The organism is Streptomyces roseirectus (genome assembly GCF_014489635.1).
In the GTDB taxonomy this organism is placed as follows: Bacteria; Actinomycetota; Actinomycetes; order Streptomycetales; family Streptomycetaceae; genus Streptomyces; species Streptomyces roseirectus.
Map to the genome: position 1 here is coordinate 37,277 of NZ_CP060828.1, position 19,705 is coordinate 56,981.

General features: G+C 75.6%; 2 protein-coding genes and 1 pseudogene. All 3 read right to left on the reverse strand.

The window, feature by feature from the left end:
- Positions 1-69: 69 nt before the first annotated feature.
- A pseudogene (locus IAG44_RS00080) lies at positions 70-8,862 on the reverse strand (SDR family NAD(P)-dependent oxidoreductase); the annotation flags it as partial.
- A gap of 222 nt (positions 8,863-9,084) precedes the next feature.
- Positions 9,085-10,284, reverse strand: coding sequence for a cytochrome P450 (locus IAG44_RS00085; RefSeq protein ID WP_187745074.1), 1,200 nt, complete (start codon positions 10,282-10,284; stop codon positions 9,085-9,087).
- A gap of 38 nt (positions 10,285-10,322) precedes the next feature.
- On the reverse strand, positions 10,323-19,697 hold the full coding sequence (locus IAG44_RS00090) for a type I polyketide synthase (protein WP_187745075.1): 9,375 nt from the start codon (positions 19,695-19,697) through the stop codon (positions 10,323-10,325).
- Positions 19,698-19,705 lie beyond the last annotated feature (8 nt).

A 19,705-nucleotide genomic window follows, 5' to 3' on the forward strand; every position in this document is an offset into this window, starting at 1 on the left:
ATCTGGTCGACTCCAGTTCGGTGTGATGGGGTGCCTGCGGTGGGTGGGGCAGAAGAGGGCGGGGGCGGGTCAGGCGACGCCGAGGTCGCCGTCGATCAGGTCGAAGATCTCGTCGTCGGTCGCGGCGTCCAGGGCGGCCGTGGCGTGCGCGGGTTCCTCGGTGCCGGTGAGGCGGGCGGCGAGGTCCCGCAGCCGGCGGGCGATGTCCGCGAGGGTGTCGGGGTCCATGTCGGGGGCGTTCGCCGCCTTCAGCAGGGACTGTTCCGTGCGGTCGAGGTCGCGCTGGGCGTGCAGGGCGTCGCCGGGCGTGTCACCGAGGTCGAGTTCGCGGGCCAGGAGGTCGGCGAGGGCGGTCGGGGTGGGGTGGTCGAAGACGAGGGTGGCGGGCAGCTTCAGACCGGTCGCCGCGTTGAGGCGGTTGCGCAATTCGGTCGCGGTGAGCGAGTCGAAGCCGAGGTCCTTGAAGGGGCGGTCGTCGGTGACCCCGTCGCTGTCGGTGTGGCCGAGGACGGCGGCGGCGTGCTCGCGGACGAGGCCGGTGAGGGTGTCGTGCCGTTCGACGCCGGTGAGGGCGGTGAGGGTGTCGCGCAGGCGGGCGGCGGCGCTGTCGTCGTCCGGTGCGGTGTTCTCGCCGGTGCCGGAGAGCGCGCGGGCGGCCTCGGGGATCTCCTCGATCAGGGGGCGGCGGCGGGCGAGGGTGTAGACGGGGGCGAAGGTCGACCAGTCCATGTCGCTGACGGTGAGGGTCGTCTCGCCCTGTTCGACGGCCTCGCGCAGCGCCTCGATCGCCGGTTCGGGGCGCATCCGGCGCACGCCCATGCGCTCCAGCTGGTCGGCGACGGGGTTGGCGCCGGCGAGCATGCCGCCGTCGGCCCAGCCGCCCCAGGCGACGGAGGTCGCGGTGAGACCGCGCGCGCGGCGCTGGTGGGCGAGGCCGTCGAGGTAGGCGTTGGCGGCGGCGTAGGCCGCGTTGCCGGCGCTGCCCCAGACGGCGGCGCCGGAGGAGAACAGGACGAACGCGTCCAGGTCGAGATGGGCGGTGAGGTCGTCCAGGTGGCGTGCGCCGTTCACCTTCGCGGCGGCGGCCTCGGCGAGGTCGGCGGGGGTGACGGACAGGACGTCGCCGAAGGTGGCGACGCCGGCCGCGTGGACGACGGCGGTGAGCGGCGTCGCCTCGGGGATGCCGGCCAGGACGGCGGCGAGGGCGTCGCGGTCGGCGACGTCGCAGGCGGCGAGGGTGACGGTGCTGCCCGCCGCCGTGATCTCCTCGGCGAGGCCGGCCGCGCCGGGGGCCTCCGCGCCCCGCCTGCCGAGCAGCACGATGTGCTCCGCGCCGGCGCCGGCGAGCCAGCGGGCGACGTGCGCGCCGATCCCTCCGGTGCCGCCGGTGACCAGCACGGTGCCGTGCGGCTGCCACGGCTGTGCGGCGCGCGCGGGGCGGGCGGCGCGGACGAGACGGCGGGCGAGGACGCCGGAGGGGCGCAGCGCGATCTGGTCGTCGCCGGTGCCGCCGCCGAGCACGCTCAGCAGGGCGGCGCCGGTCTCGGGGGTCCACTCGGCGGGCAGGTCCACCGACCCGCCCCACCAGTCGGGGTGTTCCAGGCCGACGACCTGGCCGAGGGCCCACAGCGCGGACGCGTCGGGGTCCGGGACGTCGTCGGCGGTGACGGCGGCGGCGCCTCGGGTGAGCCACCAGAGGGGGGCGCGGACACCGGCCGCGTCGAGGGCGCGCAGGAGGGTGAGGGCGGCCTCGGGGGTGGCGGGGGCGGCGAGGACGCCGGTGAACTCGGTGGTGGTGAGGGCGAGTTCACCGTCCGCCGGGGTCTCGGCCAGGTGCACCTCGACCCCCGCCCCCCGCAGCGCCTCCGCGACCCCGTCCGGTGGTGCCACGAGCAGCCAGCGCCCCTCGGGCAACGCCCCCTCGGTGAACGCCGTCCGCCGCCACACGACGCGGTACTTCCACTCGTCCACGAGCCGCCCCTTGGCGCCCGCCCCGGCGAACGCCTCGGGCCAGTAGCGCCGGTGCTGGAAGGCGTAGGTCGGCAGGTCGACGACCCGCGCCCCGGCCTCCGGCAGCGCACGCGTCCAGTCGACGGGGGCGCCGTGCACGTACGCCTCGCCCAGCGACAGCAGCAGCCGCTCCGGGCCGCCTTCGCCACGCCGCAGCGTCCCCGTGACGGCGACCTCGCGGCCCGCCTCCTCGGCGGTGTCCTGCACGGCGCCGGTCAGCACGGGGTGCGGGGTCACCTCGACGAACAGCGTGTGCCCCTGTTCGACCAGTGCCCGGGTGGTCTCCTCGAACCGCACCGGCTGCCGGAGGTTGCGGAACCAGTAGTCGGCGTCCAGCGAGGTCGTCTCCAGCCGGCCCGCTGTCACGCAGGAGTAGAACGCCACCCGCGCGTCGTCCGGGGCGACTCCGGCCAGCGCGGTGCCGAGTTCATCGCGTACGGCGTCGACGTGGGCGGAGTGGGAGGCGTAGTCCACGGCGATCCGCCGCGCCCGCACGCCGTCCGTCTCGGCCCACACCAACAACTCGTCGAGTGCGGCGACTTCACCCGCGACGACCACCGCCGCCGGGCCGTTCACCGCCGCGAGGTCGATCCGGCCGTCCCAGCGCCGCAGTTCCTCGCGGACGCGCTCGGCGGGAAGCTGGACGGACACCATGCCGCCCTTGCCGGAGAGCGCGAGGATGGCCCGGGAACGCAACGCGACGACACGGGCGCCGTCGGCCAGGGAGAGCGCCCCGGCGACGACAGCAGCCGCGATCTCGCCCTGCGAGTGTCCGACGACGGCGGCGGGCTCGACGCCGTAGGACCGCCACAGCTCGGCGAGGGACACCATCACCGCCCACAGGACTGGCTGGACGACGTCCACGCGCTCCAACTCGCCCTGCTCGCGCAGGACGTCCGTCAGCGACCAGTCCACGAACTCCGACAGGGCCGCCTCGCACTCCGCCATCCTGGCGGCGAACACCGTGGACGTGTCGAGGAGTTCCACAGCCATCCCGGCCCACTGCGAACCCTGACCGGGGAACACGAACACCACACCCCCGGCACCCACACGCCCCGACACCACCCCCGAATCAGCCACACCCCCCGCCACAGCGGCAACCCCCCGCTCCAACCCCGATCGCTCACTCCCCACCACCACAGCCCGGCACTCCAACCCCGCCCGCGACACGGCGAGGGACGCGGCGACGGCGTCGTGGGAGACGTCGGCGTGCTCGGTCAGATAGCCGGTGAGCTGGGCGGCCTGCTCGCGCAGGGCGGATTCCGTGTGGCCGGAGAGGATCCACGGGAGCGGGCCGGAGAGGGGCTGCGGGCGGGGCTGCGGTTCCGGGGCCTGTTCGAGGATCACATGGGCGTTGGTGCCGCTGATCCCGAACGAGGAGACACCGACCCGGCGCGGGCGCCCGGTCTCGGGGAACTCCCGCGCCTCGGTGAGCAGTTCGACCGCGCCGGCACTCCAGTCCACCTGCTTGCTGGGCGCGTCGACGTGCAGGGTCTTCGGCAGCACCCCGGCCCGCAGCGCGAGGACGCTCTTGATGACCCCGGCGACGCCGGAAACCGCCTGGGTGTGCCCGATGTTCGACTTCAACGAGCCGAGATACAGCGGGCGTTCGGCCGAGCGCTGGCGGCCGTAGGTCGCGAGCAGGGCCTGCGCCTCGATCGGGTCGCCGAGCCGCGTCCCCGTGCCGTGCGCCTCGACCGCGTCGACCTCGTCCGGGCCGAGCCCCGCGTTGGCGAGGGCCTGGGCGATCACGCGCTGCTGGGAGGGGCCGTTGGGAGCGCTGAGCCCGTTGGAGGCGCCGTCCTGGTTGATGGCGGAGCCCCGGACGACGGCCAGGACGCGGTGCCCGTTGCGGTGGGCGTCCGAGGCTCGTTCCATGACGACGAAGGCGACGCCCTCGGACCAGCCGGTGCCGTCGGCGGCGTCGGCGAAGGCTTTGCAGCGGCCGTCGGTGGCGAGGCCGCCCTGGCGGTCGAACTCGTCGAAGGCGCCCGGGGTGGGCATGACGGCGACGCCGCCGACCAGGGCGAGGTCGCACTCGCCCCGGGTGAGGGCCTGTCCGGCGAGGTGCAGGGAGACCAGGGAGGAGGAGCACGCCGTGTCGACGGTCAGCGCGGGGCCTTCCAGGCCGAGGACGTAGGCGATGCGGCCGGACATGACGCTGCCGCTGTTGCCGGTCAGGAGGTAGCCGCCGGCCTCGCCGCCGTCGCCGAGGAGGGCGCCGTAGCCGGTGGGGGTGCCGCCGACGAAGACGCCGGTGCGGGTGCCGCGCAGGGCCGAGGGGTCGAGGCCCGTCCGCTCCAGTGCTTCCCAGGCCGTCTCCAGGAGGAGGCGCTGCTGGGGGTCCATGGCGAGGGCTTCGCGCGGGGAAATGCCGAAGAAGTCGGCGTCGAAGCCGGTGGCGCCGGTGAGGAAGCCGCCCTGGAGGGCTCCGGTGTCGCCCCAGGTGTCCCAGCCCCGGTCGTCGGGGGCGCCGGTGATGGCGTCGCGGCCCTCGGCGACGAGCCGCCACAGGTCGTCGGGTCCGTGTACGCCGCCGGGGAGGCGGCAGGCCATGCCGACGAGGACCAGCGGGTCGTCGGTGCCCGCCGGGCGGGCGTGGGCCGTGGCCGTGAGCGGGTCGGCGCCGCCGTACAGCTCCTGGGCGAGGTGGGTGGCGAGGGCGGCGGGGTTGGGGTGGTCGAAGACGAGGGTGGCGGGGAGGGTGAGGCCGGTCGCGGTGCTGAGGCGGTCGCGCAGTTCCGTCGCGGTGAGGGAGTCGAAGCCGAGGTCGTTGAAGGAGCGCAGGTCGGAGACCTCGGCGGGGTCGGTGTGGCCGAGGACGGCGGCGGCGCGGGTGCGGACGAGGTCCAGGAGGGCAGCGGCGCGCTCGGGTGCGGTGAGCCGGTCGAGGCGGGCGCGCAGGGAGTCGTCCGGGGCGGCAGCGGGTTCGGGTTCGGTGAGTGCTGCCGCCGCTTCGGGGATGTCCTCGATGAGGGGGCGGCGGCGGGCGCCGGCATAGACGGGGGCGAAGCGGGACCAGTCGGTGTCGGTGACGGTGAGGGTCGGCTCGTCGTGCTCGACGGCCTCGCGCATGACGGCGAGGGCGAGCGCGGGGTCCAGGAGGGCGAGGCCCATCCGGGCGAGGGAGGATTCGTCGAGGTCGGCGCCCATGCCGTCGCCGCCCCAGATGCCCCAGGCGAGCGAGGTCGCCGGGCGGCCCGCCGCGTGCCGGGCCTCGGCGAGGCCGTCGAGGTAGGCGTTGGCGGCGGCGTAGGCGCCCTGGGAGCCGCCGCCCCAGGCCGCGGCTCCGGAGGAGAACAGGACGAAGGCGTCCAGGTCGAGGTGGGCGGTGAGGTCGTCGAGGTGGCGGGCGCCCGCGGTCTTGCCGGTGAGGACGTCGTCCAGCTCCTCGGGGGTCAGGTCGCGGACCTTGGTGTAGCGGACGATGCCGGCCGCGTGGACGACGGCCGTCAGCGGGTGTTCCTCGGGGATGGCGGCGAGGGTCGCGGCGAGGGCGTCGCGGTCGGCGGCGTCGCAGGCGGCGAACGTGACGGAGGCGCCCGAGGCTTCCAGGTCGCGGGCGAGGGCGTCCGCGCCGGGGGCCGCCGCGCCCCGCCTGCTGGTGAGGACGAGGTGCCTGGCGCCCTCGGCGGCGGCCCAGCGGGCGACGTTCGCGCCGACGCCTCCGGTGCCGCCGGTGATCAGGACGGTGCCGCGCGGCTGCCAGCGCCGGGCGGGCGTGCGGCCGGGCAGCGGGGCGTGGACGAGGCGCCGGGCGAACACGCCGCCGGCGCGCAGCGCGAGCTGGTCCTCTCCCCCGGTGCCGCCCGCGAGGACGGACGCGAGCGCGGTGCCGGTCGTGTCGTCCCAGGTTCCGGGCAGGTCGATCAGCCCGCCCCACCAGCCGGGTTCTTCGAGGCCGACGACCTGTCCGAGCCCCCACAGCCGGGTGACGTCCGGTTCGACGGTGTCGCCCGGTGTGACGCGCACGGCGTGCCGGGTCAGCCACCACAGCGGGGCCTTGACTCCGGCGGCCCGCAGGTCCTGGACCAGGGCGACGGCGTCGGCGGGGGTCTGCGGCAGCGCCACGACCCCGGCGTACTCGCCGTCGGCCGCGCGCGCGTCGGGCGCGGTCTCGACGTCGGCGCCCGCGTCCCGCAGAGCCCGTGCGACGGCCGGCGTGTCCTCGCCGTCGGCGACGAGCAGCCAACGGCCGTCCAGCGGAGCCTCGTTCAGCTCGACCGGCCGCCAGGTGATCCGGTACCGGCGCGCGTCCTCGGGCCTGCTGCCCGCCAGGCTTCCGGGGCGCGGCCAGTACCGGCGGTGCTGGAAGGCGTACGTCGGCAGCGGCACGCGCCGGCCGCCGCCGAGGAGGCCGGCCCAGTCGACGTCCACGCCATGGACGTACGCCGCGCCGAGCGCCGACAGCAGCGTCTCCGGTTCGGGGCGGTCGCGGCGCAGGGCGGGGATGGTCGCGAGGTTGGGGACGGTGTCGCGGACGGTTGTCAGGAGGGTGCCGTCGGGGCCGGCTTCGAGGACGGTGGTGACGCCCTGGGCGGCGACCGCGCGGATGCCGTCGGCGAATCGGACGGGTGCGCTGACGTGGGTCAACCAGTAGGCGGGGGTGGCGAGTTCGGGTCCGGCGAGGTCGCCGGTGACGTTGGAGACGACCGGGATGACCGGCTCCTGGTAGGTCACCTCGGCCAGAACGTCCCTGAACTCCTCCAGCATCGGGTCCATGAGGCCGGAGTGGAAGGCGTGGCTGACGTTGAGTTGCTTGACCCGGCGGCCCTGTGCGGCGAAGTCGTCGGCGACTTCCTTGACCGCGACCTTCTCGCCGGAAAGCACCAGCGCCCGGGGGCCGTTGACGGCCGCGAGCCAGACTCCGGGCGTGTCGGTGAACTCGGACTCCTCCGCCTCGACCGCCCACATGACCCCGCCCGAGGGCAGGGCCTGCATGAGCCGACCACGTGCGGCGACCACCCGGCAGGCATCCTTCAGCGACCACACCCCGGCGATGTACGCGGCCGTCAACTCACCCAGCGAGTGCCCGAGAACGCTATCCGGACGCACACCCCACGACTCCAGCAACCGATACAGCGCGACCTCAACGGCGAACAACGCGGGCTGCGCGAGCCCAGTCGCCGCCAACTCCTCGGCCGTTCCGCCGAACACCGTGTCCTTGACCGGCAACTCACCGAAGGCCGCGCACACTTCGTCGAACGCGGCGGCATACACCTCGTACGCCTCGTACAACTCCCGCCCCATCCCGACGCGTTGGGAGCCCTGCCCCGAGAAGGCGACGGCCAGAGTGCCGCCGGTCGCGGCGCCCCGGACGAGTCCGGGGGTGTCTTCACCGGCGGCCAGAGACCGCAACTGCCGCTCCAGCTCGGGTAGTTCGGTGGCGGTGAGGACGGCGCGGTGGTCGAAGGTGGTGCGGGTGGTGGCGAGGGAGTGGGCGAGGTCGGTGAGGGCGGGGTGGGTGTCGAGGTGGGTGAGGAGGCGGGCGGCCTGGGCGCGGAGGGCTTCGGGGGTGCGGGCGGTGAGGGTGACGGGGATGGCGGGGAGCGCGCGGGCGGGCTGAGCCTGGGGCAACTCCCCTGCCACGGGGGCCTGTTCGAGGATGACGTGGGCGTTGGTGCCGCTGATGCCGAAGGAGGAGACGCCCGCGCGGCGGGGCCGTCCGGTCTCGGGCCAGGGCTGCTGTTCGCTGAGGACGCGGACGGCGCCGACGCTCCAGTCGACCTGGCGGGTGGGTGCGTCGACGTGCAGGGTGCGCGGCAGGACGCCTTCCCTGAGCGCCATGATCGTCTTGATGACGCCGGCGACGCCGGCCGCGAACTGGGTGTGCCCGAAGTTGGACTTGACGGAGCCGATCCACAGCGGCCGTTCCTGCGGGCGTCCTTGTCCGTAGGTGGCCAGGAGGGCCTGGGCCTCGATGGGGTCACCGAGCCGCGTGCCGGTGCCGTGGGCCTCGACGGCGTCGACGTCGGCCGGGGTGAGGCCGCCGCTGGTGAGGGCGTCGCGGATGACGCGTTGCTGGGCGGGGCCGTTGGGGGCGGTGAGGCCGTTGGAGGCGCCATCCTGGTTGATGGCGGAGCCTCGGACGACGGCGAGGATGTCGTGGCCGAGGCGCTGGGCGTCGGAGAGGCGTTCGACGACGAGGATTCCGGCGCCCTCGCCCCAGCCGGTCCCGTCGGCGGTGTCGGCGAAGGCTTTGCAGCGGCCGTCGGAGGCGGAGCCGCCCTGGCTGTCGAACTCGCCGTAGATCGCGGGGGTCGTCATGACGAGGACGCCGCCGACGAGGGCCATGTCGCACTCGCCGGCGCGCAGCGAGCGGGCGGCGAGGTGGAGGGCGACCAGGGAGGAGGAGCAGGCGGTGTCGATGGTGAGGGCGGGGCCTTCGAGGCCGAGGGTGTAGGCGATGCGGCCGGAGAGGATGCTGGCGGGCAGGCCGGTGATGGCGTAGCCGTCGGTGTCGTCGGGGGAGGCGGCGAGCAGGGCGCCGTATTCCTGGGGGGCGCCGCCGACGAAGACGCCGGTGCGGGAGCCGCGCAGGGTGGTGGGGTCGAGTCCGGCGCGTTCCAGGGCTTCCCAGGCGACTTCGAGGAGCTGGCGCTGCTGGGGGTCCATGGCCAGGGCCTCGCGGGGCGAGATGCGGAAGAACCCGGCGTCGAAGTCGGCGGCGGCAGGCAGGAAGGCGCCCTGGTGGGCGGGGTCGTAGGTGGGCTGGTGCTGCCAGCCGCGGTCGGCGGGCGGTCCGGTCATGGCGTCGCGGCCGTCGGCGACCAGCCGCCACAGGTCCTCGGGGCCTTCGACGCCGCCGGGGAAGCGGCAGCCGATGCCGACGACGGCGAGGGGTTCCCCGGCCGCTTCGGTGAGCCGCTGGTTGCTGCGGCGCAGGCGCTCGTTCTCCAGCAGCGCCGTGCGCAGTGCTTCGACGGCCTCGTCGAGGGACGTGTTCATAGCCTGGGGACTCCCGTGGTTTCCGATGCCTGCTCGCGACGCTATGGCTGCTCAGTCGTGCTGTAACCCCCAGAAGTGGGGCCCCCGGCCCCTAGGGGTGGGGGCGGGGGCGCTAGGGGTGGCGGGTCACCAGGCCACGGGGATCGCGAGGGCGCCGTGGACCATGTTGTAGCCGCGGAAGGCGATCTCCTCGCGGGGGACGGCGAGGCGGATCGTGGGGAAGCGGCGCAGCAGGGCGGTGAAGCCGACCTTCATCTCGATGAGGGTCATCGCGGCGCCGGGGCAGCGGTGCAGGCCGTGTCCGAAGCCGACCTGCTGACTCTGCGGGCGGGTCAGGTCAAGGCGGTCGGGGTCGGGGAAGTGGTCGGGGTCGCGGTTGGCGGCGGCGAGGGCGGGGACGACGTACTCGCCCTTCTTGATGGTGACGCCGCGCAGTTCGATGTCCTCGGTGGCGGTGCGTCCGCCGGTGGCGGAGATGACGCTGAGGTAGCGCATGAGTTCGTCGACGGCGGTGTCGAGGACGGCCGGGTCGTCGCGCAGGAGGGCGAACTGGTCGGGGTGGTCGAGGAGGGCGAGGAGGCCGAGGCCGAGGGTGGCGGCGACGGTGTCGTAGCCGGCGGTGAGGTGCATGTTGGCGATGCCGACGATCTCGGCGTCGGTGAGGTCGTCGCCGTGGTCGCGGGCGAGCATGCCGATCATGCCGTCGCCGGGGTGGGCGCGTTGGGCGGTGACGACGTCGGACATGAAGCGGTGGGCGTCGGCGACGAGGGAGAGGGCTTCCTCCTCGGTCGCGGCGAGGCCGGGGGCGCGTTCGGTGAGGGCGAGGTAGTCGGCGCGCTGGTCGTCGGTGAGGCCGAGGAGTTCGCAGATCGCGAGCAGCGGGAACGGGTTGGCGAAGGCGGTGAGGAAGTCGGTGCCGGGGCCCTTGCGTTCGAGGTCGTCGAGGCAGGTCTCGGCGATCTGTTCCAGGCGGGGGGTGAGTTCGCGCATGCGGCGGGCGGTGAAGCCGCCGGCGACGGTGCGGCGCAGGCGGGTGTGGTGGGGCGGGTCCATGTTGACGAAACTGCCCGGGGAGATCTCCAGGCCGGTGTCGTCGACGCCGGGGACCATGAGGGTGAGGGGGGTGAGGGCGCTGCTGAGGCGGTCGTCGGTGAGGACGTCGCGGACGTCGTCGTAGCGGGTGACGACCCAGATGTCGCGGCCGTCGGCCATCCGGTAGCGGGTGACGGGTTCCTCGCGCTGGGCGTGGCGCAGGGCCGGGCTGGGGTCGTAGGGGCAGCGCTGGTCGCGCTGGTAGGGCAGGGGGGTTTCCATCTCCAGGGGCATGGGGTGCTCCGTGCGTGTTCCGGGGTGTGGGGGGTGGGTCAGCGGATGCCGAATTCGTCGCCGATGAGGCTGAGGAGTTCGGCGGTGCTGGCGCCGTCGAGGTCGTCGTCGCCGTCCAGGTCGCCGTCGGTGGTGGGGTCGGCGGGGGTTTCGAGGCGGGTGAGCAGGGCGCGCAGCCGGGCCGCGAGCAGGGCGGTGCGGGCGGGGTCGCCGTCGGGGGTGGTGCGCAGGGCCGTTTCCAGGGATTCCAGGGCGAGGGCGGCCGGGTCGGGGGCCTGGGTGGAGGCGAGGTCGAGTTCCTGGAAGAGGTGGTCGGCGACGTCGCCGGGGGTGGGGTGGTCGAAGACGAGGGTGGCGGGCAGGCGCAGGCCGGTGAGGGCGGAGAGCCGGTTGCGCAGGTCGACGGACATGAGGGAGTCGAACCCGAGGCTCTGGAAGGGCTTTCCGGGCGGTACGGCGCTGCCCGCGGCGAGGCCGGCGGCGGTGGCCGTCTCGGCGCGGACGAGGTCGGTGAGAGCGGTGGCGCGGTCGTCGTCGGACAGCGGCAGCAGCCGTTCGCGCAGTCCCCCGGCGGTCGGGGCGGGCCCGGTGGTGGTGCGGGGGGCGAGGGCGCGCAGGAGGACGGGGGTGGTGGGGGCGTCGGCGTCGAGGACGGAGACGTCGAGGCGGACGGGGACGGTGGCGGGGGCGCCGGTGGCGACGGCGGCGTCCATCAGGGCCATGCCCTCGCGGGCGTCGAGCTGGCGCAGGCCGATGCGGGCGATGCGGGCGAGGTCGCTGTCGCTGACGTTCGCCGTCATGCCGTCGCCGCGCTGCCAGGGGCCCCAGGCGAGGGCGGTCGCGGGCCGGCCCTGGGCGGCGCGGCGGGCGCACAGGGCGTCCGCGAAGGCGTTGGCCGCCGCGTAGTTGGCCTGCCCGGCGCCGCCCATGACGCCGGCGAGGGAGGTGAACACGACGAACCGGTCGAGGCCCGTGGTGAGGGCGTCGAGGTGTTCCAGGGCGTCGGTCTTGACGGGGAGGACGGTGTCGACGTGGCCCTGGGTGAGGGCGGTGAGGGTGGCGTCGGCGACGGCTCCGGCGGTGTGGACGACGGCCCGCAGGTCGTCGACGGTGTCCAGGAGCGCGGCGAGGGCGTCCCGGTCGGTGGTGTCGCAGGCGGCGGCCCGCACGGTGGCGCCCTGGGCGCGGAGGTCGGCGAGGAGGTCGTCGGTGCCGGGGGCGTCGGCGCCGCGCCGGGAGACGAGGAGCAGGTCGCGCACGCCGTGCCGGGTGACGAGGTGGCGGGCGACGAGGCGGCCGAGGGTGCCGCTCGCGCCGGTGATCAGGACAGTGCCGGCGGTGGGCCACAGCGGGTCGGGGGCGGTCTCGGCCTGCGGGAGCCGGGCCAGGCGCGGGACGAGGAGCTGTCCGTCGCGCAGGGCGATCTGGTCCTCGCCGAGCGCGACGGCCCTGCCGAGCGCCGTGCGCAGGTCGAGGCCGGCGCCCGGGAGGTGGTCGACGAGCAGGACGCTGCCGGGGTTCTCCAGCTGCGCGGAGCGGGCGAGCCCCCACAGGGCGGCGCCCGCCGGGTCGGCGCCGTCACCGACCGCGCCCGACGTGCACAGCACCAGTTGCGTCCCCGCGAGACCCGGTTCCCCGGCCCACGTCTGGAGGAGGGCGAGGGTGCGGTGGACGGCGTCGCGGGTCGCGGCGGCGGTGGGCGCTGCCGGGGTGACGGGGACGACGGCGAGGGCGGGCGGGGTGGCGAGGGCGCGCAGCGCGTCGAGGTCGGCGAGGTGTTCGGTGTCGTCGCCCAGCAGCCCGGCGAGGTCGGGGGCGGGTTCGCCGAGGACGGCGATCCGGCCGCGCAGGGGGCCCGCCTGGGCGGGGTGCTCGGCGAGGGGGGTCCACTCGGTCCGCAGCAGCCACTCGGGGCGCAGCCGGACGGTGTCGAGCTGGGCGCCGGAGGTGGCGCGCATGCGCAGGGCGGCGACGGTGAGGACGGGCCGGCCGTCGGTGTCGGTGAGGTCGGCGGACACCTTGTCCTCGGCCTCGTCACGGATGTGGACGCGCAGGGCGGTGGCGTCCTGGGCGTGGCGGGTGACGCCGCGCCAGGCGAACGGCAGCAGCGGGCCGTCGGCGGAGGTGGCGGCGGGGCGGAAGCCGAGGGCGTGCATGGCGGCGTCCAGGAGTGCGGGGTGGACGGCGAAGCCGGTGCCGGCCGGTTCGGGCAGGCGGACCTCGGCGAACACCTCGGGGCCGCGCCGCCAGGCCGCCGTCAGGCCCTGGAAGGCGGGGCCGTAGGTGAAGCCGTGGGCGACGAGGTCGGTGTAGTAGGTGGTCAGGTCGACGGGTTCGGCGTCGGCCGGCGGCCAGGCGAGGGGCGCCGGGGCCTGGGTGTGCGGTTCGGTGAGGAGGGTGCCTTCGGCGTGCGCGGTCCAGGGGCCGTCGTCGTCGGTGCGGGAGTGGACGGTGACCGTGCGGGCGCCCGCCTCCTCGGGGCCGACGGCGACCTGGATCCGCACGGGCTGGTCGTCGGGGACGGGGAGCGGGGCGGCGAGGGTGAGTTCGTCGAGGTGGTGGCAGCCGTGCAGGGCGCCCGCCCACAGGGCGAGTTCCACGAACCCGGTGCCGGGGAAGAGGGGGGTCTCCAGGACGGCGTGGTCCGTGAGCCAGGGGTGGGCGGCCGTGGAGAGTTCGCCGGTGAGCAGGGTGTGGCCGTCGGCCGTGGTGACGCGGGCGCCCAGCAGGGGGTGGGCGGCGGCGTCGAGGCCGAGGGAGGCCAGGTCGCCGCCGCCGGCCGGGCGGGGGTCGGGCCAGTAGCGGGCGCGCTGGAAGGGGTAGGTGGGCAGGGTGACGGTGCGGGCGCCGGACCCGGCGAACAGGGCGGCGCGGTCGATCGGGTGGCCGGCGAGGTGGATACGGGCGACGGCCTCGGCGAGCGTCGCGCTCTGGGGGGTGTCGCGGCGCTGGGCGGGGACGCAGGTGACGGTGTCGGCGCAGCTCTGCGCCATGCCGGTGAGGGCGCCGTCGGGGCCCGCCTCCAGCAGCACGGTCACGCCCTCGGCGGCGAGGTGGCGCACCCCGTCGGCGAAGCGGACGGCCTCGCGGACGTGCCGGACCCAGTAGCGCGGGTCGCACGCCTGCTCGGCGGTGAGCGGGACGCCGGTCAGGTTGGAGACGACGGGGATGCTCGGTGCCCGCAGGTCGAGGCCGGCGACGACGTCCGCGAACTCCTCCAGCACGGGTTCCATGAGGGGTGAGTGGAAGGCGTGGCTGACGGTCAGGACGCGCGTGCGGGCGCCGTCGGCGGTGAACCGCTCGCGCAGGGCGGCCAGTTCTTCGGCGGGGCCGGAGAGGACCACGGAGCCGGGGGCGTTGACGGCGGCGACGGAGACGTCCGTGCGGCCGTCGAGGACGGTCAGGGCCTGTTCCTCGTCGACGGAGACGGCCAGCATGCCGCCGCCTGCGGGGAGGTGCTGCATGAGTCTGCCGCGGGCGGCGATCAGGGTGCAGGCGTCGGGCAGGGAGAGCACCCCGGCGACGTGGGCGGCGGTGATCTCGCCGACGGAGTGGCCCAGGAGGAACGCGGGGCGCACACCCCAGCTCTCCAGGAGGCGGTAGAGGGCGGTCTCGAAGGCGAACAGGGCGGGCTGGGTGAACTCGGTGCGGTGCAGGTCGCCGTCGTCGTCCGCGAACATCACCTCCGTGAGGGGGCGGGGCAGCAAGGGGTCGAGGTGGCGGGAGACCGCGTCGAGGGTCTGCGCGAACACGGGGTGCGCGGCGTACAGGTCGCGGCCCATGCCGGGGTGCTGGGCACCCTGGCCGGTGAACAGGACGGCGAGTGCGCCGTCGCGGGCGGTGTCGCGCAGGAGTCCGGCGGGCAGGTCGCCGGCGGCGAGCGCGGCGAGGGCGGTCTCGGCTTCCGTGCGGTCGTGGACGACGGCCGCCGCGCGGACGTCGAGGGCGGCGCGGGTGGTGGCGAGGGAGTGGGCGAGGTCGGTGGCGGTCAGGCCGGGGTCGGTGTGGAGGCGGTCCAGGAGGCGGACGGCGTGGGCGCGCAGGGCGGCGTCGTCGTGCGCGGAGAGCAGGAGCGGGCGGGGCTCTCCGGTGTCGGCCGGGGTCTGTTCGGGCTGGTCGGGGGCCTGTTCCAGCAGGACGTGGGCGTTGGTGCCGCTGATCCCGAAGGAGGAGACGCCCGCGCGGCGGGGCCGGCCGGTGTCGGGCCACGGCTGGGCCTCGGTGAGGAGTTCGACGCCTCCCTGGTCCCAGTCGATCGCCGTGGAGGGTTCGCCGGCGTGCAGGGTCTTGGGGAGCTGGGCGCGTCCGAGGGCGAGGACGGTCTTGATGATGCCGCCGACTCCTGCCGCCGACATGGTGTGTCCGATGTTGGACTTCAACGAGCCGAGGTACAGGGGGCGTTCGCGGTCCTGGCCGTAGGTGGCGAGGAGCGCGTGGGCCTCGATCGGGTCGCCGAGTTTCGTGCCGGTGCCGTGGGCCTCGACGGCGTCGACGTCGCCCGGGGCGAGCCCGGCGTCCGCCAACGCGTCCTGGATGACGCGCTGTTGGGCGAGGCCGTTGGGTGCGGTGAGCCCGTTGGAGGCGCCGTCCTGGTTGATCGCCGACCCGCGCACGACCGCGAGGACCCGGTGTCCGTTGCGGCGGGCGTCGGACAGGCGCTCGACGAGGAGGACGCCGACGCCCTCCGACCAGCCGATGCCGTCGGCGGAGTCGGCGAACGCCTTGCAGCGGCCGTCGGGGGCGAGGCCCCCTTGGCGGCCGAAGTCGGCGAAGAGGGCGGCGTCCGGCATGACGCACACGCCGCCGGTCAGCGCGAGGTCGATCTCGCCCCGGCGCAGCGCGTTCGTGGCGTCGTGCAGGGCGACGAGGGAGGAGGAGCAGGCGGTGTCGACGGTGACAGCCGGGCCTTCGAGGCCGAGGACGTAGGCGACGCGGCCGGTGATGACGCTGGTGGCGCTGCCGGTGACGGTGTAGCCGGCGAGCTGTTCGGAGCCCGGCGGGAAGAGGGTGGCGTAGCCGAGTCCGGCGGCGCCGACGTAGACGCCGGTGCGGGAGCCGCGCAGGGCGGCCGGGTCGATGCCGGCGCGCTCGACGGCCTCCCAGGAGGTCTCCAGGAGGAGGCGCTGCTGGGGGTCCATGGTGAGGGCTTCGCGCGGGGTGATGCCGAAGAACGCGGCGTCGAAGCCGGCGACGTCGTCGAGGAAGCCGCCGCGTGCCGTCTCCTGCGGGCGCCAGCCCCGGTCGCGGGGCAGTCCGCTGATGCCTTCGCGGCCCTCGGCGAGCATGTCCCACAGGTCCTCGGGGCTCTCGACGCCGCCGGGGTAGCGGCAGGCCATGCCGACGATCGCGATCGGTTCGTCGACGGCGCTGCGGCGGCGGGCGCGCGCGGGTGCGGGCGTCTGGGCGGCCGTCTCCTCGGCGGGGAACAGTTGCGCGTACAGGGCGCGCACGAGCTGGCGGGGTGAGGGGTGGTCGAAGACGAGGGAGACGGGCAGGCGCAGTCCGGTCGCGGTGGCGAGCCGGTTGCGGAAGTCGACGGAGGTGAGGGAGTCGAAGCCGAGTTCCTTGAACGGGCGCTGCGACTGCACGGCGTCGGTGTCGTCGTGGCCGAGGGCGGTCGCGGCGGTGTCGCGGACCAGGCGCAGCAGGACGCCGTCGCGTTCGGTCGCGGTCAGCGGCAGGAGGCGGCCGCGCAGGGTGCCGGTGTCGTCGCCGGGGGCGGTCGCGGCCGCCGTGCGGCGCGGGCGGGGCGCGGGGGTGGGGGCGGCGCGGTCGAGGCGGTCGGGGGGCGGGGTGCCGGTGAGGAGGGCGGCCGGGTCGACGGGGCGCAGGAGCAGGGCGTCGGCGGTGGCGACGGGGGCTCCGGTGGCGTCGGTGAGCAGGACGGCGAGGGTGGCGGGTCCGGTGCGGGTGAGGCGGACGCGCAGGCGGGTCGCGCCAGTCGCGTGGAGTTCGACGCCGCTCCAGGAGAAGGGGACGGCCGGGTCGCCGTCGAGGGCCTGGAGGGCGTGCAGGGCGGCTTCGGTGAGGGCGGGGTGGAGGGCGAAGCGGGCGGCTTCGGCGCTCTGCGCGGGCGGGAGGGCGACTTCGGCGTGGACCTCGGTGGGGGTGCGCCACAGGGCGGTGAGCAGGCGGCGCTGGGGGCCGTAGGAGAAGCCGGCGGCGGCGAGGCCGTCGTACAGCGCGGCGATGTCGGCCGGTTCGGCGGGCGGGGGCCAGGCGGTGAGGGCGGGGGGCTGGGTGGCCGTCTCGGGGACGAGGGTGCCGGAGGCGTGCAGGAGCCAGGGGGCGTCCGTGTCGGGGGCGGCGGTGGTGGAGTGGACGGTGAAGGTGCGCCGGCCGCCGAGGGCGGCGCCGACCCTGATCTGGAGGGCGACGGGGCTGTCCGGGGGCAGGATCAGGGGGGCGTGGAGGGTGAGTTCCTCGACGCGGCCGTGGCCGAAGGGGTCGCCGGCGGCCACGGCGAGGTCGAGGAAGGCGGTGCCGGGCAGGACGGGCCGCTCACCGAGGGCGTACCCGTCGAGCCAGGGGTGGTCGGCGGCGGAGATCCGGCCGGTGAGGACGGCGCCGTCGTCGTCGGCGAGGCGGACGAACGCGCCCAGCAGGGGGTGGTCGAGGGCGCCCACGCCCGCGCCGGTGACGTCGGTGGTGCGGCGGCGGGCCTCGGGCCAGTGGCGGCGGCGCTGGAAGGGGTAGGTGGGCAGGGCGGGCAGCGTGTCGGGGCGGGCCGGGACGGCGGCGAGGACGCGGGCCCAGTCGGGGTCGGCGCCGCCGGTCCACGCCTGGGCGAGGGCGGTGCGCAGCCGTGCGGTGCCGCCCTCGCCGCGGCGCAGGGTGCCGGTGACGGCGGCGTCGTGCCCGTCGGCGTCCACGCACTGCTGGACGGAGGTGACGAGGACGGGGTGGGGGCTGGGTTCGACGAACAGGCGGTGCCCGTCGGCGAGCAGGGCCGCTACGGCGTCGGCGAAGCGGACGGGTTCGCGCATGTTGCGGCACCAGTAGGCGGCGTCGAGGCGCGCGGTGTCGAGGAGGCCGCCGGTGACGGTGGAGTAGAACGGCACGTCACCACTGCGCGGGCGCAGTCCGGCGAGGTCCTTGAGGAGCTGGTCGCGCAGCACCTCGACGTAGGGCGAGTGGCCGGGGCTGGCGGCGCCGGGGATGCGGCGGGCCTGGACGCCGTCGGCCTCGCAGGCGGCCACGAACGCGTCGCAGGCGTCGGGCGCGCCGGTCAGGGCGACGGAGGCGGGCCCGTTGACGGCGGCGATCCACAGCCGGTCCGCCCAGGGCGCGAGCCGGTCGCGGACCTCGGCCTCGGGCAGCAGCACGGACGCCATGCCGCCGTCGACGGTGAGCGTGCGCAGGGCGCGGCTGCGCAGGACGACGACGCGGACGGCGTCCTCGAGGCTGAGCGCGCCGCACAGGTGGGCGGCGGCGATCTCGCCCTGGGAGTGGCCGACGACCGCGTCGGGGGTGACGCCGTACGCCTCCCAGGTGCGGGCGAGGGAGACCATGACGGTGAACAGGACGGGCTGGACGACGTCGATGCGGTCGGCGTCCACGCCGTCCGGCTCGCCCCGCAGGACGGACAGGACGTCCCAGTCGACGAGTTCCCGCACGGCCGCCGCGCAGGCGTGGGCGTGCTTGGCGAACTCGGGTTCGGTGTCGAGGAGTTCGCGGGCCATGCCGAGCCACTGGGAGCCCTGTCCCGGCAGCACGAACGCGGTGCGGCCCATGGCGGCGGCGCCTTCGGCGAGGGTGTCGTGCGGGCGGCCCTCGGCGAGCGCGGCGAGCCCCGCGAGGAGGCTCGCCCGGTTGTCGGCGAGGACGGCGGCGCGCTGGTCGAGGGGGGTGCGGCCGAGGGCGAGGGAGCGGGCGATCGCGCCGGCGGGCAGGTCCGGGTGCGCGGTGAGGTGGTCGGCGAGGCGGCGGGCCTGGGCGCGCAGGGCGGCGGTGCTCCTGGCGGACAGGAGCACGGGCAGCACGCCTTCGGGGGCGGCGTCGGGGGCGGGGTCCTCAGCGGGGTCCTCGGCGGGGGCCTGTTCGAGGATGACGTGCGCGTTGGTGCCGCTGACGCCGAACGAGGAGACCCCCGCCCGGCGGGGCGCGCTCTCGTCGGACCAGTCGCGGGCCTCGGACAGCAGGCGCACGGTCCCGGCGGACCAGTCGACGAACGGGGTCGGCTCGTCGGCGTGCAGGGTGCGGGGCAGGCTGCCGTGCCGGATCGCCTGGACCATCTTGATGATGCCGCCGACCCCGGCGGCGGCCTGCGTGTGGCCGATGTTGGACTTGAGCGAACCCAGCCACAGGGGCCGTCCGGTGGGGCGTGCGGCGCCGTAGGTCGCGAGCAGCGCGTCCGCCTCGATCGGGTCGCCGAGTTTCGTGCCGGTGCCGTGGGCCTCGACGGCGTCGACGTCGGCGGGGGTGAGCCCGGCGTCCGCCAGCGCGTCGCGGATGACGCGCTGCTGGGAGGGACCGTTGGGGGCGCTGAGCCCGTTGGAGGCGCCGTCCTGGTTGACGGCGGAGCCGCGCACGACCGCCAGCACGGGGTGGCCCAGGCGCCGGGCGTCGGAGAGGCGTTCCACGACGAGGACGCCGGCGCCCTCGCTCCAGCCGGCGCCGTCGGCCGCGGCGCCGAACGCCTTGCAGCGGCCGTCGGGGGCGAGGGAGCCCTGCCGGGAGAGCATGACGTGCACGTCGGGGGTGGACATGACGGTGACGCCGCCGGCCAGGGCGAGGTCGCACTCCCCCGCGCGCAGGGAGCGCACGGCGAGGTGGAGGGCGACCAGGGAGGAGGAGCAGGCGGTGTCGATCGTGACGGCCGGCCCCTCCAGGCCGAGGACGTAGGAGATGCGGCCGGACAGCACGCTGTTGGAGACGCCGGTGGAGCCGTGCCCGTCGATGCCGCCCTCGGTGGCGTGCAGGAGGTTCGCGTAGTCCTGCTGGGAGACGCCCGCGAAGACGCCGGTGCGGCTGCCCTTGAGGGCACGCGTGTCGAGCCCGGCCCGCTCCAGGGCCTCCCAGGAGCTCTCCAGGAGCAGGCGCTGCTGCGGGTCCATGGAGTGGGCCTCGCGGGGCGAGATGCCGAAGAACGCGGCGTCGAAGGAGGCGATGTCGTCGAGGAAGCCGCCCTCGCGGACGTAGCAGGCGCCCTCCTTGTCCGGGTCGGGATCGTAGAGGGAGGCGATGTCCCAGCCCCGGTCGGTGGGGAAGCCGGCGACGGCGTCGCGGCCCTCGGTGACGAGCCGCCACAGGTCGTCGGGGCTCGCTACCCCGCCGGGGTAGCGGCAGGCCATGCCGACGACGGCGATCGGTTCCCGTGCCGCGGCCTCCAGTTCGCCCAGGCGTCCCCGCGTGCGGTGCAGTTCCGCGGCGACCTGCTTGAGGTAGTCGCGGAGTTCCTTGTCCTCAGCCATGCGAACCG

What these genes read in the sequence shown, in the direction of transcription:
- IAG44_RS00085 (WP_187745074.1), bottom strand. Translation starts at nt 10,284, where the DNA reads ATGCCCCTGGAGATGGAAACCCCCCTGCCCTACCAGCGCGACCAGCGC.
- IAG44_RS00090 (WP_187745075.1), bottom strand. Translation starts at nt 19,697, where the DNA reads ATGGCTGAGGACAAGGAACTCCGCGACTACCTCAAGCAGGTCGCCGCG.